This window comes from Fischerella major NIES-592 (genome assembly GCF_001904645.1).
Classification (GTDB): domain Bacteria; phylum Cyanobacteriota; class Cyanobacteriia; order Cyanobacteriales; family Nostocaceae; genus Fischerella; species Fischerella thermalis.
On sequence record NZ_MRCA01000018.1, the window covers coordinates 23,215 to 39,025 of the forward strand.

Annotated in this window: 15 protein-coding genes; 9 read left to right on the forward strand and 6 right to left on the reverse strand. The window is 43.3% G+C overall.

Features of this window, described 5'->3' with window-relative positions:
- The first annotated feature begins 60 nt into the window (after positions 1 to 60).
- The 4 genes from NIES592_RS21560 (at position 61) to NIES592_RS21575 (ending at position 4,494) form a co-directional block, all read left to right on the forward strand.
- Positions 61 to 1,722, forward strand: a complete 1,662-nt coding sequence (locus NIES592_RS21560; RefSeq protein WP_073556843.1) for a ribulose bisphosphate carboxylase small subunit — start codon at positions 61 to 63, stop codon at positions 1,720 to 1,722.
- A gap of 111 nt (positions 1,723 to 1,833) precedes the next feature.
- Complete coding sequence (locus NIES592_RS21565) at positions 1,834 to 2,496, forward strand: transferase (protein WP_073556844.1); 663 nt, start codon at positions 1,834 to 1,836, stop codon at positions 2,494 to 2,496.
- Positions 2,497 to 2,540: 44 nt separating this feature from the next.
- Positions 2,541 to 3,296, forward strand: a complete 756-nt coding sequence (locus tag NIES592_RS21570) for a BMC domain-containing protein (RefSeq protein ID WP_009457328.1) — start codon at positions 2,541 to 2,543, stop codon at positions 3,294 to 3,296.
- A 253-nt stretch (positions 3,297 to 3,549) separates the two neighbouring features.
- On the forward strand, positions 3,550 to 4,494 hold the full coding sequence (locus NIES592_RS21575) for a LysR family transcriptional regulator (protein WP_009457327.1): 945 nt from the start codon (positions 3,550 to 3,552) through the stop codon (positions 4,492 to 4,494).
- Between the two features lie 318 nt (positions 4,495 to 4,812).
- On the opposite strand, the gene NIES592_RS24755 is transcribed toward NIES592_RS21575, so the two are convergent.
- Positions 4,813 to 5,121, reverse strand: a complete 309-nt coding sequence (locus NIES592_RS24755; RefSeq protein WP_143168394.1) for a hypothetical protein — start codon at positions 5,119 to 5,121, stop codon at positions 4,813 to 4,815.
- Between the two features lie 105 nt (positions 5,122 to 5,226).
- Here NIES592_RS24755 and NIES592_RS21580 point away from each other — a divergent pair, with 105 nt between their 5' ends.
- Positions 5,227 to 6,855 (forward strand): mucoidy inhibitor MuiA family protein, encoded by a 1,629-nt coding sequence (locus tag NIES592_RS21580; protein WP_073556845.1) that lies wholly within the window; start codon positions 5,227 to 5,229, stop codon positions 6,853 to 6,855.
- A 94-nt stretch (positions 6,856 to 6,949) separates the two neighbouring features.
- Positions 6,950 to 7,636, forward strand: coding sequence for a Uma2 family endonuclease (locus tag NIES592_RS21585; protein ID WP_073556846.1), 687 nt, complete (start codon positions 6,950 to 6,952; stop codon positions 7,634 to 7,636).
- A gap of 101 nt (positions 7,637 to 7,737) precedes the next feature.
- Here the strand turns inward: NIES592_RS21585 and NIES592_RS21590 are convergent, their stop codons facing one another.
- Positions 7,738 to 7,950, reverse strand: coding sequence for a hypothetical protein (locus tag NIES592_RS21590; protein WP_062247823.1), 213 nt, complete (start codon positions 7,948 to 7,950; stop codon positions 7,738 to 7,740).
- A gap of 276 nt (positions 7,951 to 8,226) precedes the next feature.
- Here NIES592_RS21590 and mnmE point away from each other — a divergent pair, with 276 nt between their 5' ends.
- Together mnmE and NIES592_RS21600 are read left to right on the forward strand one after the other, a co-directional pair.
- A complete protein-coding gene (mnmE, locus tag NIES592_RS21595; RefSeq protein WP_073556847.1) occupies positions 8,227 to 9,609 on the forward strand; it encodes a tRNA uridine-5-carboxymethylaminomethyl(34) synthesis GTPase MnmE in 1,383 nt (460 codons plus the stop codon).
- Between the two features lie 77 nt (positions 9,610 to 9,686).
- Entirely contained in the window at positions 9,687 to 10,406 is a 720-nt protein-coding gene (locus NIES592_RS21600; protein WP_073556867.1) for an energy-coupling factor ABC transporter ATP-binding protein, read from the forward strand.
- Between the two features lie 195 nt (positions 10,407 to 10,601).
- Here NIES592_RS21600 and NIES592_RS21605 read toward each other — a convergent pair whose 3' ends face one another.
- Together NIES592_RS21605 and psb34 are read right to left on the reverse strand one after the other, a co-directional pair.
- The gene (locus NIES592_RS21605) at positions 10,602 to 10,796 is read right to left on the reverse strand and encodes a hypothetical protein (RefSeq protein WP_073556848.1); all 195 of its coding nucleotides are present in this window, start codon (positions 10,794 to 10,796) and stop codon (positions 10,602 to 10,604) included.
- A gap of 312 nt (positions 10,797 to 11,108) precedes the next feature.
- Positions 11,109 to 11,279, reverse strand: coding sequence for a photosystem II assembly protein Psb34 (gene psb34 / locus NIES592_RS24760; RefSeq protein ID WP_143168395.1), 171 nt, complete (start codon positions 11,277 to 11,279; stop codon positions 11,109 to 11,111).
- Between the two features lie 413 nt (positions 11,280 to 11,692).
- Between psb34 and NIES592_RS21610 the strand changes: the two genes are divergently transcribed.
- Complete coding sequence (locus NIES592_RS21610) at positions 11,693 to 12,772, forward strand: ATP-dependent 6-phosphofructokinase (protein WP_073556849.1); 1,080 nt, start codon at positions 11,693 to 11,695, stop codon at positions 12,770 to 12,772.
- Positions 12,773 to 12,787: 15 nt separating this feature from the next.
- On the opposite strand, the gene NIES592_RS21615 is transcribed toward NIES592_RS21610, so the two are convergent.
- Both NIES592_RS21615 and acs read right to left on the reverse strand, forming a co-directional pair.
- Positions 12,788 to 13,462, reverse strand: coding sequence for a tetratricopeptide repeat protein (locus NIES592_RS21615; RefSeq protein ID WP_009457317.1), 675 nt, complete (start codon positions 13,460 to 13,462; stop codon positions 12,788 to 12,790).
- 162 nt (positions 13,463 to 13,624) lie between these two features.
- Positions 13,625 to 15,595: an acetate--CoA ligase gene (gene acs / locus NIES592_RS21620; protein ID WP_073556850.1), complete on the reverse strand. Its 1,971-nt coding sequence runs from the start codon at positions 15,593 to 15,595 to the stop codon at positions 13,625 to 13,627.
- Positions 15,596 to 15,811 lie beyond the last annotated feature (216 nt).

Here is a 15,811-nt window from a genome sequence, read left to right on the forward strand (position 1 = left end):
ACAACTAACAACTAAAAAATGATAACTAAAAACTAACAGTTTTTGAGGAGGAATCTCGCAATGGCAGCCCGCAGTATCGCGGAGGCGGCTCCCCCAACCCCGTGGTCAAGGAATTTAGCTGAGCCAACAATACATCCATCGGCATTTTTACATTCATTCTCCAATATTATTGGGGATGTCAGGATAGGAGCAAATGTCATCATTGCGCCCGGTACGTCGGTGAGGGCAGATGAAGGTACGCCTTTTTATATTGGTGAAAACACTAATCTCCAAGATGGTGTTGTGGTACATGGTTTGGAGAAAGGGCGGGTAATTGGTGATGACCGACAAGAATACTCTGTATGGATCGGCAAGAATAACTGTATTACCCACATGGCTTTAATTCACGGGCCATGCTACATAGGCGATGACTGTTTTATCGGTTTTCGCTCTACGGTGTTTAATGCCAGGGTGGGAGCAGGTTGTATTGTCATGATGCACGCTTTAATTCAAGATGTAGAAATTCCCCCAGGTAAATATGTTCCTTCAGGGGCAATAATTACTAACCAGCAACAAGCGGATCGCTTGCCAGATGTGCAAGCTGATGATAGGGAGTTTGCCCATCACGTGGTCGGGATTAACCAGGCACTACGAGCAGGTTATTTGTGTGCTGCGGATAGTAAATGTATTAGAGCTATTCGTGATGAATTCAATAATTCTTATACAAGCATAGAAGTTGATGTATTGGAAAGGAGCGACGAGGTGTCTAGCAATAGCTTGGGTGCGGAAACAGTAGAGCAAGTACGCTATTTGTTACAGCAAGGATATCACATTGGTACAGAACACGTAGACCAAAGACGGTTCCGCACAGGTTCTTGGACTAGTTGCAAACCAATTGAAGCGAGAAGCTTAGGTGAAGCGATCGCAGCTTTGGAAGCTTGTCTGAGAGACCATAGTGGCGAGTATGTCCGTCTATTTGGCATCGACCCCAAAGGCAAACGGCGTGTGTTGGAAAACATTATCCAACGTCCCGATGGTGTTGTTCAAGCATCAAGTTCCTTTAAAGCTCCTGCTTATTCTAGTAACAATGGCAGCTACAACGGCAATGGCAGCAGCTACAGCAATGGTAGCAGCAGACTCAGCAGCGAAACAATTGACCAAATCCGGCAGTTGTTAGCAGGTGGTTACAAAATTGGTACAGAACACGTCGATGAACGCCGATTCCGCACTGGTTCGTGGCAAAGCTGTAAGCCCATTGAATCAAGTTCTCCTGGGGATGTGGTTGCAGCTCTTGAAGATTGTATGGATAACCATCAAGGTGAATACGTACGCTTGATTGGTATCGACCCCAAAGCGAAACGCCGCGTTTTGGAAAGCATTATCCAGCGTCCCAACGGTCCAGTTAGTACAACTAGTAATAAATCAACTGCTACAACAACCTCTTATGCTGCTAGCGGCACAACAGCAACAGCAACTAGCAGCAAATTAAGTTCCGAAGCAATAGAACAACTACAGCAACTGTTGGCTGGAGGCTTTAAAATTAGCGCGGAACACGTAGACGGGAGACGTTTCCGTACAGGTTCCTGGGCTAGCTGTGGACAAATTCAGGCTAATAGCATCAGGGAAGCGATCGCAGCATTAGAAGGCTACATGAACGAATACCAAGGCGAATACGTGCGCTTGATTGGTATTGACCCCAAAGTCAAGCGTCGGGTATTAGAGCTGATTGTTCAGCGCCCGTAATTAGGGGTATGAGGGGTATAAGGGGTATGAGGATAAAATATTTGTTTTACTCCCCCCACTCCCCCCACTCCCCCACTCACATCTATCCTGGCTTCCGAGGTTAAAAATTCCATGTCTGTGCCGCCACTGCGCCTGGGTAATAACTTTGACTCCTACATCAGTGGCGAGGTAATGATTCATCCGAGTGCTGTGATTGCGCCAGGGGTGATACTGCAAGCGGCTCCAAGCAGTAAGATTATTATTGGATCAGGGGTTTGTATTGGTATGGGGTCAATCCTCAAAGTTCATGAAGGAACCCTAGAAGTAGAAACTGGGGCAAACCTGGGAGCCGGTTTCCTCATGATTGGTAGTGGTAAAATTGGTGCAAATGCCTGCATCGGTTCAGCAACAACAGTGTTTAATTGTTCCGTCGCTCCTGGACAAGTAGTTGCACCGGGTTCACTTCTTGGAGACAACAGTCGCCATTGGAGTGATTCTGTCGCAGTAACTGAAAAAACCCAACAGCCACAACCATCTACTACAAATCCTGCTTCTAGGCAAGAGGACATAGACATACAAGAAGACTTGTGGAACTCTCAATCAAATTCCTCCCTATCTTCCGCTACTCAGGACTCACAACTGGACACTCAGGGTAAACAAGAGCCTACCACTGAATCTCCAAATAATATCGGTACTCACATTTACGGACAGGGAAGCATCCAGCAATTGTTGATCACTTTATTTCCGCATCGGCAATCCTTGAAAAAGCCCTCTTCTGACGAGCAGTCTGAGTAAGTGTTAATTGTAAGTTGTCGGTTTGAATATCCTGGAGAATTCACATGGACGCATACAATGCCCAGACATCTCGTCGAAATATACTTAGGGATAGTGCTTTAGGGCTAGTGTCAACTCGCAGTTTTCCGGCCATAGTAGGTACGGCAGATATGATGCTTAAATCCGCTGGGGTTCACCTAGTCGGATATGAAAAAATTGGTAGTGGTCATTGTACTGCAATTGTCAGAGGAGCGATCGCTGATGTCCGTCTAGCGGTAGAAGCTGGTGAGCAAACTGCTAAACAGTTCGATCAGTTTGTTTCTAGCTTAGTCATTCCTAGACCATTTCCCAACCTAGAAATAGTGTTACCGATCAATAGTCGTCTCAATGCAATCACTGAAGATGGTACTTATAGTCGTTTGAGTAATCAAGCAGTTGGCTTAGTAGAAACGCGGGGTTTTCCTGCAATGGTAGGAGCTGCTGATGCCATGCTCAAAGCTGCTGATGTCCAGCTAGCAGCCTATGAAAAAATCGGTTCAGGTTTGTGTACAGCCATTATTCGTGGCTCTGTAGCAAATGTTGCAGTAGCAGTAGAAGCAGGCATGTACGAGGCAGAACGTATTGGAGAACTAAATGCTGTAATGGTAATCCCTCGACCGCTTGATGAATTAGAGAAAACTCTACCAGTCGCAAGTTGCTGGCTAGAAGAACGTCAACCTGTGAGATTGCCACTCAATATTAAAGAGCCAGTTGCTGAGGCAGAATTACTCCAGTTGCCAGATTTATCTACATTACCTGTAAAAATACAGGAGGAATCATAACAAATGTGATGAATAAAAAAACGTTGTACACACCCAGTAGGAAGAGGTTAGTACAACGTTGTTTACTATCCCCAAAAAGCACCTTCTAAAGTGTGCAACGTTGGCTGGAAGGCATCTTACGCTTTGCTTGTTGTTCTGATAATAACTTTTTAATTCTATAAGTTAAATACCTATCTAATAATAACAGGCATAGATTAATATCTATATTTACAACTCATTACTTGAAGTTGCCATTAGTAGAGGAGAATCACCCTTGAACCAAGCGACGTTGCACCAATTGAAGGTGTTTGAGGCAGCGGCGCGACACGGTAGCTTTACACGTGCCGCTGAAGAACTATTTCTTACCCAACCTACTGTTTCTATGCAAATCAAGCAACTAACGAAATCAGTAGGTTTGCCGTTATTTGAACAGGTAGGTAAGCGCCTGTATTTGACGGAGGCTGGACGGGAATTATACGCCACTTGCCGGCAAATTTTCGATACTATAGCCCAGTTTGAAATGAAGGTGGCGGATTTAAAAGGGCTAAAACAAGGACAATTACGCTTAGCAGTAATTACCACAGCTAAATATTTTATACCACGTTTGTTAGGACCTTTTTGTCAACTTTATCCAGGGATTGAGATATCACTACAAGTGACAAATCATGAAGGCATTCTGGAACGCATGACTAACAATATGGACGACTTGTATATCATGAGTCAGGTGCCAGAACATTTGGATGTAAGTTATCAACAGTTTTTGGAAAATCCCCTAGTTGTTTTAGCACCAATTAATCATCCTCTGTCGAAAGAAAAAAATATCCCTATCCAACGTCTGGCTGATGAACCTTTTATCATGCGGGAACCAGGTTCAGGAACACGCCGTGCTGTGCAGCAATTGTTTGACCAGCATGGGGTAACTGTAAAGGTTAAACTAGAATTGGGAAGCAACGAAGCAATTAAACATGCCATAGCTGGTGGTTTAGGAATTTCTGTTTTATCTCGTCATACCCTGCTACCAGATAGCGGAGATTTAACCATCCTAGATGTAGAACACTTTCCCATTAAACGAGACTGGTACATGGTCTATCCATCAGGGAAACAACTATCTATTGTTGCTCGTACCTATTTTGAGTATCTACTAGATGCAGCTAAACAAATTGTTGAGCAAACTGCTGTTTCTAGTAGTGAGAAGCATGAGGAAAGCGGCATCAACTAAAGTTTGCAATTTGCAAGTTTGGATTTTCACTAGGAAGGTTAAAAATGAAATTCTGTAGTAATTTTGTCTGACTTGCAAACAGGGGAGACATAGAAGGAAAATGTCATTTTTCTTGGCTATAACCTCCCCTATACAGCAACCTCAACTTGAAATAGATGTGGATATAGTTAGTACAGTTTTGCTTAAAAGCATAGCGTTATTAAACGCAGAGGGTCGCAGAGGATGGCGCAAAGGGACGCAGAGTTTTGGTATAGGGATTTCGCTATGAATTCACGGAAGCAGCAGTTAATCAGGGAGCCATTTTTTATTTTACCCTTTCTAAGGGGTAGAAGTGGAAGTGTGAGGTGATGGGGTGATGGGGAGTGTGAGGGGTGTGAGGGCTGTGAGGGGTGTGTAGACGCGGTAGCGGTGAGGGGGGTCGCAGTCTTGGACGCCAGGTGCTTTATGCCGGGAGACCCGTCCACCGCACTGGCTCCGCTTCCCGTCACGATTGCGAACCCCCGTAGACGGGCGAAGCCCGGCTTCTCGAAGAGTACCCGGAGGGCTTCCCGTAAGGGTGGGGTGTGTAGACGCGTAGCGGCTTCCCGTAAGGGTGGGGTGTGAGGGGTAATAAAAACCACTAACCACTAACTACTAACCACTAACTACCAAAAACTAAATCTTGACGGTTAGACCTGTAAACCTGCAAAATTAACCAGCACGTCTATATAAAAACATAGGGGGAAACTGGCAGTGGTGAACCCAGAAATACCATCTGTGCAAAAAATTGTAACAAGTCAGATTGTGGCAGTGACGGTTTACTCTGACAAAGCTTTGGTAACAAGAAGAGGTATTGTATCCTTAACGGGGCAGGAAAAAGAATTAGTAGTAACTCCACTGCCAGATATTGTGGAAACAGAGTCGGTAAGGGTTAGTGGAAAGGGAAAGGTAGCAGTGCGCTTGTTGGAAGTGAAATGCGATCGCATCTTTTCTACCGAACCTGTAGCAGCAAAAGTTGCTCAATTGACTCAACAAATCCAACAACTAGAAGCAGAATGGCAACATCTGCAAGCACAAGTTGATGCTTTAGCGTTGCAGTCGAGTTTTATCCAAGGTTTGCGTGAGAAAACAGAAGAACAATTTTCGATCAGTCTGGCTCGAAAAAATCTCAATCTGAGTGAGACTTTGGATTTTGTTAACTTTTTGGGAAGTCAGTATACAGAGTATGCGATCGCCACAGCAGAATGCAAAACCCGTCAGCAAGAATTAGATAAACAATTACAAGCACTCCGCCAGCAGTTACAAACTATCCAAACACCCCATCCCAAAGAAAGTTTAAGCTTGAGTGTCGGGATAGAACCTGCGGGTGCAGGAGAGTTTGAGCTAGAAGTATCTTACCTAGTTAGTCGTGCCAGTTGGACTCCTTTGTATGACCTGCGGGTAAGTAGTACTAGTAATGTTGTCAACCTTGGTTATTTAGCAGAAGTAACCCAAAGCACAGGCGAAGATTGGTTGGGTGTAGCTCTGACTCTTTCTACCGCCAAACCTGGATTAGGTACACTGCCACCAAAACTTGAACCCTGGTATATTGACATACCTATTCCGAGACAGTATGATTACGTCATGACGGCCGCACCTATGCGTGCTAGGCATCAGTTAGGAGCCGCAGAAGTGGAGACTGCTATGCCAAGTCCAGCACCAGGAAGCGAAGAAGTAAAAGAAGACATAGCAGCCGAAACTGTGGTAGCAGAAGTATCTAGAGAAGGGAGTGTAGTTACTTTTAAACTGAGTAGTAGCGGGAATATACCTAGTGACGGCACACCCCACAAAACTACAATTTTCCATGATGATTTTCCATGTACTTTTAATTACATAGCAATGCCGCGCTTGGTGAGTTTTGCCTATCTGCAAGCAAAGGTCAAAAATAGTTCAGAAGGTGCGACTTTGTTACCTGGTAAAGCAAATATTTACCGCGACAATATTTTTGTGGGTATTACTCAGCTAGAAAATATTGTACCAGGACAAGAGTTTAATGTTAACTTAGGTATCGACGAAGGTTTGAAAATTGAGCGTGAGTTAGTTGAGCGGCAAGTTGATAAAAAATTAATTGGTAATAACCGCAGAATTACTTATGCTTATCGATTATTAATTACCAATTTGCTCAACCAACCAGCAACTTTAAAATTAACTGAACAACTACCAGTCAGTCGCAACGAACAAATCAAAGTACGACTAACTCGCAGCAACCCTTCAATTCAACTTGGTGAGATGGGGATGTTGGAATGGGATTTGATGATTCCTGCTCAGGGGAAACAGGAGATATATTATCAGTTTATGGTTGAGCATCCGCCGCAGTTAACAGTGGTGGGTTTAGATGTTTAAGGAAGAGGATTAATGCGTTCAAGCAATACTGGATATTGAGCCTCATATTGTATAACTGCTACCCTAAACTTACAGCACCCATACACTTGCAGCTATGTCCGTTGCTAAAGAGATAGAAACCCCAGAATTAGAAACACCGGAAGATGCTATTATATTTCCTCCTGGTGATTTAGACAGTGATGAACCGCCTTTGGAATCTGATTTACATCTGCGGCAAATAATCTTGCTGCTTCAATGCTTAGAATTGTGGTGGCGAAACCGCACCGACTTTTACTGTGGGGGAAATCTTACCATCTACTATAGCCCTCGTCAGCGCAAATCTGAAGACTTCCGGGGACCTGATTTTTTCATGGTATTGGGAACTGAACGCAAACCGCGTAAAAGTTGGGTCGTTTGGGAAGAAGATGGTAAGTATCCAAATTTAATTATTGAACTGCTCTCAAGTTCAACAGTAGCAACTGATAAAGGCTTAAAAAAACAGATATATCAAGATATCTTTCGCACACCGGAGTACTTCTGGTTTGATCCGCATAATTTAGAATTTGCTGGATTTATCTTAGTTGGTGGAACTTATCAACCGATTGAACCCAATCCTCAAGGCTGGTTGTGGAGTCAACAACTAAATTTATTCTTGGGAATTTATCAAGAAAAATTACGCTTTTTGACAGCAGCAGGGGAACTGGTTCCCACTCCAGAAGAAGTTGCAGAACAGGAAAAACAAAGAAGCGATCGCCTGGCGGCAAAACTGCGAGAATTAGGTGTAGACCCAGATTCGATTTAAAAACTTTTAATAAAATTTACCCCTCTGGAATAGCAAAATCAAAGACTGAAAATGCTGAAGGGGTAAGAAGACATCACCACTACAAAACTAATTTAAGAGCATTAATCTTCTGGTAATATCCATTTTGGTGGTTCCATGAGTTTTTTGAGTCTTGCAGCTTCAGCAATCTCATGCATTTTGTCTAAAGAAGTCTGTTCAATAAACTTAGAAGTCTCCTCTAAATAAGCTTTCTCATCCTTGACATTCTCTTTGTCGCTGGCTTGGGGATTATTTGTTTTACCCTCTTCCACGCTGACCTCCTTGATTACAGTCATGATTGCTGCTAAGCAAAAACACTTTAGCTCCTCTCATAAATCTTAACCTTGTCACTGCTCCTAGAAACATTGATGTAATATTTCTAAAATCATGACCGCCGTGCAGAGTCGAAAGTCATTAATTCACAGACTTTTCGCCCATAATAAGATGATAATAGGATTCCTCCTACACTCTTATACCCTTACACCCCCACACCCATTTCAAACACAGGCGACTACATAAACTCACTACAATCAGACAATAGACTCAATTCCTGATTCCTGAAAAAGGCGCTGATGTCGGAAATTTTTGCCACAACTGGAACCATTGCTGCGATCGCAACTGCTATTGTCCCCCAACAAGGTAGCGTTGGGATTGTGCGCGTATCTGGTTCAGAAGCAATACCCATTGCCAAAACCCTTTTTCATGCGCCTGGGCGTCAAGTTTGGGAAAGCCACCGCATTCTCTACGGTTATATTCGTCATCCCCGAACACGACAACTGGTCGATGAAGCACTACTGCTGATTATGCAAGCGCCCCGCTCTTATACCCGTGAAGATGTTGTAGAGTTTCATTGCCACGGGGGAATTATGGCAGTACAGCAGGTGTTGCAACTATGTTTAGAAAACGGTGCTAGACTAGCGCAGCCAGGAGAATTTACCTTGCGGGCGTTTTTAAATGGACGGCTAGATTTAACCCAGGCCGAAAGTATAGCTGATTTAGTCGGAGCGCGATCACCCCAGGCTGCACAAACTGCTTTAGCTGGTTTACAAGGTAAACTCGCTCAGCCAATCCGACAACTACGGAGTCAATGTTTGGATATTTTAGCGGAAATTGAAGCGCGGATTGATTTTGAGGAAGATTTAGCTCCGCTGGATGATAAAACTATTATATCAGAAGTTGAGAAAATTTCAGCAGAAATAGCTAAGTTACTGGCAACTGCCGAGCAAGGCGAACTGCTACGCACAGGTCTAAAAGTCGCGATTGTCGGGCGTCCGAACGTGGGAAAATCAAGTTTGTTGAATGCCTGGAGTAGAAGCGATCGCGCCATTGTCACCGATCTACCTGGTACAACTCGTGATGTTGTGGAATCACAATTAGTCGTTGGTGGAATTCCTGTACAGGTCTTAGATACTGCGGGTATTCGAGCTACAGAAGACCAAGTAGAAAAAATTGGTGTCGAGCGTTCCCGCAGTGCTGCACAAGCTGCCGATTTAGTCCTGCTCACCATTGATGCTTCCGCAGGATGGACAACAGACGACCAAGAAATTTACGCACAGGTAAAACATCGTCCCTTGATTTTGGTGATCAATAAAATTGACCTAGCAGCAGCAGAAACAGTGCAGTATCCCAGAGAAATTAGCCAAGTTGTAAAAACAGCAGTGGCACAAAATCAAGGAATTGCAGCTCTAGAAGCAGCGATTTTAGAGCAAGTGCAAGCAGGGAAAATCCAAGCTGCTGACATGGACTTGGCAATTAATCAAAGACAAGCCGCCGCACTCGTCAAAGCAAAAACATCTTTAGAACAAGTGCAGGCAACAATTGCTCAGCAATTACCTCTTGATTTTTGGACAATTGATTTACGTGGAGCAATTCACGCTCTAGGGGAAATTACAGGAGAAGAGGTAACAGAATCTGTCTTAGATAGGATTTTTAGTCGGTTTTGTATTGGTAAATAATTAATTTGTCATTGGTCATTGGTCATTTGTCCATTGTCAATGGTCAACCATTAATTAACAACCACCAACTAACTAAAATGTCACAAACTGTAGTGGTTCAAGACTTAGTGTATGCGTATTCTACACGTGAACCAGTTTTACGAGAAATTTCTTTTACCTTAAATGCAGGCGATCGCGTCGCACTCATGGGACCGACTGGTTCGGGTAAAAGTACTCTGCTTGAGAACCTAATCGGCTTAAAAGAACCCCAAGCAGGGAAGATTTGGATTAATAATATTCCCTTAGAACCAAAAACCTTAGCCCAAATACGTCGTCAAATTGGTTTTGGTTTTCAAGATGCTAACGATCAGCTATTTATGCCCACTATTCTTGAAGATATTACCTTTGGACCACGTAATTATGGTGTATCACCAGCGATCGCCATTGATAAAGCTAGAAATCTATTAGCTGATTTTGGTTTAGAAGCTTATGCCAATCGTTCTGCTCATGAACTGTCTGGAGGACAAAGACGCCTTGCTGCCTTAGCTGCAATTTTAGCATTGGAACCAGATATTTTGATTTTGGACGAACCAACCAATGGTCTTGATCCCGCATGGCGGCGTCACTTTGCTCAAATGTTATTAAAGTGGCAAGGTAAAGTCATGTTAATCGCCTCCCACGATTTGCACTGGTTAGGGAAAGTTACTCAACGTGCTTTAGTGCTTTCTGGAGGACGTATTCATATAGATGGTGATATTCAGCCATTATTACAAGAAACTGATACTTTGGAAAGATTAGGTTTACCTGTAGATTGGTAAATACTTGATGCACATCTTGGACATTCTATAGCGATCCCACTAATTCATATTTCTATTCTCAAACGCCGCGATCGCGCTTTATGATAACGCACGCGACTACTAAGGTTTTCTATCGATAGCATCTAAAAAAACCCCGGCTTAAGTACCGGGGCGAAGAGGAGAAGTATGAATGACGGTGAAAATTGCAGCTTGCTGTTAACAATCAGTTGAGTGCTTAACCTCGGTTTTACCATTATTCTGGCGCACCTCAACACGCGAACACTGACGCTGATCGCCCGAGGTGTACTCAGATGTACGTGTTTGCTGTACTTGCTCATTCTGTTGAGTGGTACAGCCGATTAAGGTAGCGATCAGCATGTAAGACAAAAGTTTGTTGAATAATCTATGCATGGACTGAGGTTGATACGAATCAGATAGCCGTGATTCTTCGGTTTCTAGACCAATTCAGCAATCAATAAAATTCAACTCTTTCTTATTGTTCACTCCTAAACAGCGATCGCATTGGTCTATATGAATATCTACAACTTGACTGCTTGCCTTTCCAGAAAACTTACTATTTTTTGCCGATATTATAATTAGGAGACGATCTTCGAGAAGCTGCTAAGTGTTTACGCACCCCACAACAAAAAACCCCGGTGAAACCAACCGAGGTAACGCAGAGAAGAACGAATGACAATAAGAGATATCGCGAGAAAGAAAATCTTAACTAACGCTAAAAGCAACTAAAACCAAAGTACTGACAATGGCTGAAGCAAAAACAGCTTGGATAACGTATTTGCGTTGTTCCCAAATTGCAGGATACTCGGCGTAGTACATCTTGGGTTCAGTTGCGTAATTGTTGAGAACGCCGTCTTCATTAACAGTGGTGTACATAGCTTGTTTCCTTTATTTGTTTCTTTATGTAAATAAATATAACAATATTGTTACAAAAGGTCAATAAGACTTGACAAAAAAGTTTGATACCTCTGGAAAGAGTCACTTATCAGAAAAAAGAGAGTTATACCATTTCACAAAATTCTTGATACAAATCCCCTTCCTTATCTCCCTTGTCTGCCTTGTCGCCAAATGTATCAGACTTATGGTGAAACGGTATTAGGTGATGAATAGACCTGCAAGATAGGTCTAATGTCCAATCCACAACGGGGTTCGCGAAATTGTCCGTAGGGTCTACAGTCGGGAGATGAGTTTAAATATATAAAATCACTTTAAATTTTTTCGCGCTGGAATGCTGCTCATCGTTTAATCTACTACTAAATATATTTCACGCAGGAAATGTAAAAAAACATATGGCAAAATACAAGCGTATTGGCATTCTTACTAGTGGAGGAGATTGCTCTGGTTTAAATGCGGCCATCAGAGCTGTTGTTCATTGTGCTTGTGGAAAAGGTTGGGAAGTACTGGGAATTCGTCAAGCAACTCTAGGATTAATGGCGCGTCCACCGCAATTTATCAAACTGGAAATCGACCAAGTTGACCCACTGTTAACTTCTGGTGGAACAATGTTAGGAACCACCAACAAAGGCGATCCCTTTGCTTTTCCTATGCCTGATGGTACTGTATGCGATCGCTCTGAAGAAATCATTGCAGGCTACCATCAACTAGATTTAGATGCTTTGATTGGGATTGGTGGCGATGGTAGCTTGGCTATTCTGCGTCATTTAGCCCAACAAGGCGGCATTAATTTAGTGGGTATTCCCAAAACAATTGATAATGATATTGGTATTACCGAACATGCGATCGGTTTTGATACGGCAGTTAACATTGCCACAGAAGCACTTGATCGCTTACATTTTACCGCTGCTTCTCACAGTCGAGTCATGATTTTAGAAGTCATGGGTCGTGATGCGGGACATATAGCCATTGCTGCGGGAATTGCTGGGGGAGCAGATGTGATTTTAATTCCAGAAATTCCCTATACGATTGACCAGATTTGCTCCCAAATTAAACAGCGCCAAGACCAAGGCAAAAACTATTGCTTAATTATTGCTTCCGAAGCGGTTCGTACTCAAGATGGTGAAACTCTCACAATGACAAATCGTTTGGGTCAATGTCGATATGGTGGTATAGGTCAATACTTAGCCGATCAACTTAGCGATCGCATTGGTGTAGAAACCCGAGTCACAGTTTTAGGACACATCCAACGCGGTGGAACCGCTTCACCACTAGATCGACTTGTGGCAGCTGCCTTTGGTGTAGCTGCGGTAAATCTTATAGAAGAAGGTAAGTACGATTACATGCTAACATGGCAAAATCGCCAGGTTCTCAGTGTACCTATTGCTGAGGCGATCGCTCAATATAGAGCTGTCAACCCAGAGGATACTTTAGTGAAAACTGCTCGTGGTTTGGGTATTTATTTGGGAGATTGACGTGGTTAAGGATTTTCACGATACAGTCGGGTCATCGTTAGGTTTGAGCTGACGTAAAATCTCTTGAATTCGTTCTACCTTTCGAGGTTTATTTTGGGCTTTAAAAGCACTCAATGCTTTTTCTAAAGATGCGATCGCTTCTTCGCGTTTACCAACTTCCCAAAATGCTTGAGCTAAATTAGTCAGTGCATCACCATAATTGGGATTAATTGCTAGTGCTTTATTATATTCTGCAATCGCTTCTTCCCATTGTTCTTGACTGGCAAAAACAAGTCCAATACCATTGTGTGCAAGCGCGTATTTAGAATCTAAGCGAATTGCTTCTTGATATTGTTTAATTGCCTCGTCTTTTTTCTCCTGACGAAACAAGACATTACCTAACTGGTAATAGCCAAAAGCATCTTTGGGATACTTCTTAATTAATTTACGTAAATTCTCTTCTGCACCAGCTAAATCACCTTGGCTAAATAAAGTATTTGCTGTTCTAATTAGTTGCGATCGCTCTTGCTGTCCACTGTTAGCGTCGGAAAATTGCGCTAGTATTTGCTCCTGGGTGTGTTGTTTAGCAGTACCAGGATTACGTACTTGTGCAAAAGCAGACTCAAAGGTATTTGTGACAATCAAAATACCCAAACTCAAGTAACAAGCAGTTTGAGCCAATCTTGGCTGAAAAGAATTGTTTGGCTTCATCACGCAGTAATTTTTCTATTATTTGGGATTTATATATAAATAAATATGTTAACAATTTTCCCATCTCTACTCTTCTCTGGTGCGTTCTCTGTGCCTCTGTGGTTAAATAAGTTACATTAAACTGCACAGACGCAGAGGACACAGAGTAAAAAACTAGCAGTGCTACGCCCCTTCTCGCAGCTTATCTAACACACTTCTATCCTCCAGGGTAGAAGTATCACCTGATACTTCCTGTCCGGCAGCAAGATTCCGCAATAAGCGGCGCATAATCTTACCAGATCGGGTTTTAGGCAAAGCATCGGTAAAACGAATTTCTCCGGGACGAGCGATCGCACCAATTTCACTAACGACGTGCTGTTTGAGTTCTTTATTGAGTGCTTCACTCGGATTATTACCACCCTCTAAAGTCACAAAAGCAACTATTTCTTCCCCTTTAAGTTCATCTGGTTTACCTACCACAGCCGCCTCAGCCACCGCAGGGTGGGAAACTAAGGCTGATTCAATTTCCATTGTTCCCAAACGATGCCCTGATACATTAATGACATCATCAACACGACCCATTACCCAGAAATAACCGTCTTCATCTCGTCTTGCACCATCGCCTGCAAAATAAATATACTGCCCATCTTTTGGGGGAATATGTTCCCAATAAGTACGGCGAAAGCGTTCCGGATCGCCGTATACTGTCCGCATCATCCCAGGCCAAGGATAGCGAACTACCAAATAGCCACCTTCATTGTCGCCAACAGAATTACCTTCCAGATCCACCACATCGGCTAATATTCCCGGGAAAGGACGAGTTGCAGAACCAGGTTTGGTAGGAATAGCCCCTGGAAGCGGTGTAATCATGATTCCACCAGTTTCTGTTTGCCACCATGTGTCGACGATCGGACAGCGTTCGCCACCAATCACCCTGTGATACCACATCCAAGCTTCCGGGTTAATGGGTTCACCTACAGTTCCCAGCAAACGCAGAGAAGACAAATTGCGGGCTTTGGGTAAATGTTCACCCATTTTGATAAAGGCACGAATCGCTGTAGGTGCAGTATAAAAAATCGTCACGCCATACTTTTCAATGACATCCCACATACACCCAGGATTAGAAGCACGGGGGGCGCCTTCATACATTACCGTTGTGGCACCGTTGGAAAGCGGCCCATAAACAATGTAACTGTGTCCCGTAATCCAACCGACATCCGCAGTACACCAGTATACATCGGTATCTTGCAGATCAAAAATCCATTTGGTGGTCATGTGAGTATACAAATTGTATCCAGCAGTTGTATGCACAACGCCTTTGGGTTTGCCGGTACTACCAGAAGTGTAGAGAATAAACAGCATATCCTCGCTGTCCATCTCTTCGGCGGGACAATCTGCGCTCACACCCTTTTGCAAATCATGCCACCAATGGTCACGTCCTGGTTCCATGTTAGTTTTTTGATTGGTACGACTGACAACTAAGACGTTTTGCACAGTCGAGACAGTACCATCTGCTAGTGCTTTATCTACTTGTTCCTTGAGGGGAACGATCGCATCTTTACGCCAACCACCATCAGCAGTGATTACTAGTTTCGCTTGGGCATCTATTAATCGATCTCGTAAAGCTTCGGCACTGAAACCACCAAATACAACACTGTGGGGTGCGCCAATTCTCGCACAGGCTAACATCGCGATCGCAGCTTCGGGAATCATCGGCATATAAATACCAACGCGATCGCCCTTTTGTACTCCCAATTGTTTGAGCACATTGGCAAATTGACAAACTTCCCGATGTAGTTGGGCGTAGGTGAGGGTGCGTGAGTCTCCTGGTTCTCCTTCCCAAATGATCGCAGCTTTATTTTTGCGCCAAGTAGTTAAATGTCTGTCAAGACAATTGTAAGAAATATTAATTTTACCGTTCACAAACCACTTGGCAAACGGTGGTTGCCAATCTAAAACTTTCTCCCACTTCGCAAACCAGTTTAATTCTTGTTCTGCTAATTCTGCCCAGAATTGTTCAGGATTGGCTTTGGCTTTTTCGTAGAGGTGCTGATATTGTTCTAAGCTTTTGATATGGGCATTCTGGGAAAATTCTGGAGTTGGGTAAAATAAGCGTTTTTCTTGGAGGATTGACTCTATCGTTGGTTGAGACATAATCGCTTCAATGGTGTTCTGGAAACTATTGTGTATGCAGATTTACCACAAATGTTTTGATTGTTATGAAGATTGATGTAAAATGCAACGATCAATAGAAAAAATGTAGGGTCGTCGAGATGGCATTGAGCGACGACAACTTAAACGCCGACGAGATGAGCTATTGCAACCATGCAAGCAAATAATTGACAATGCAGATATGCGGATACAGGTTTG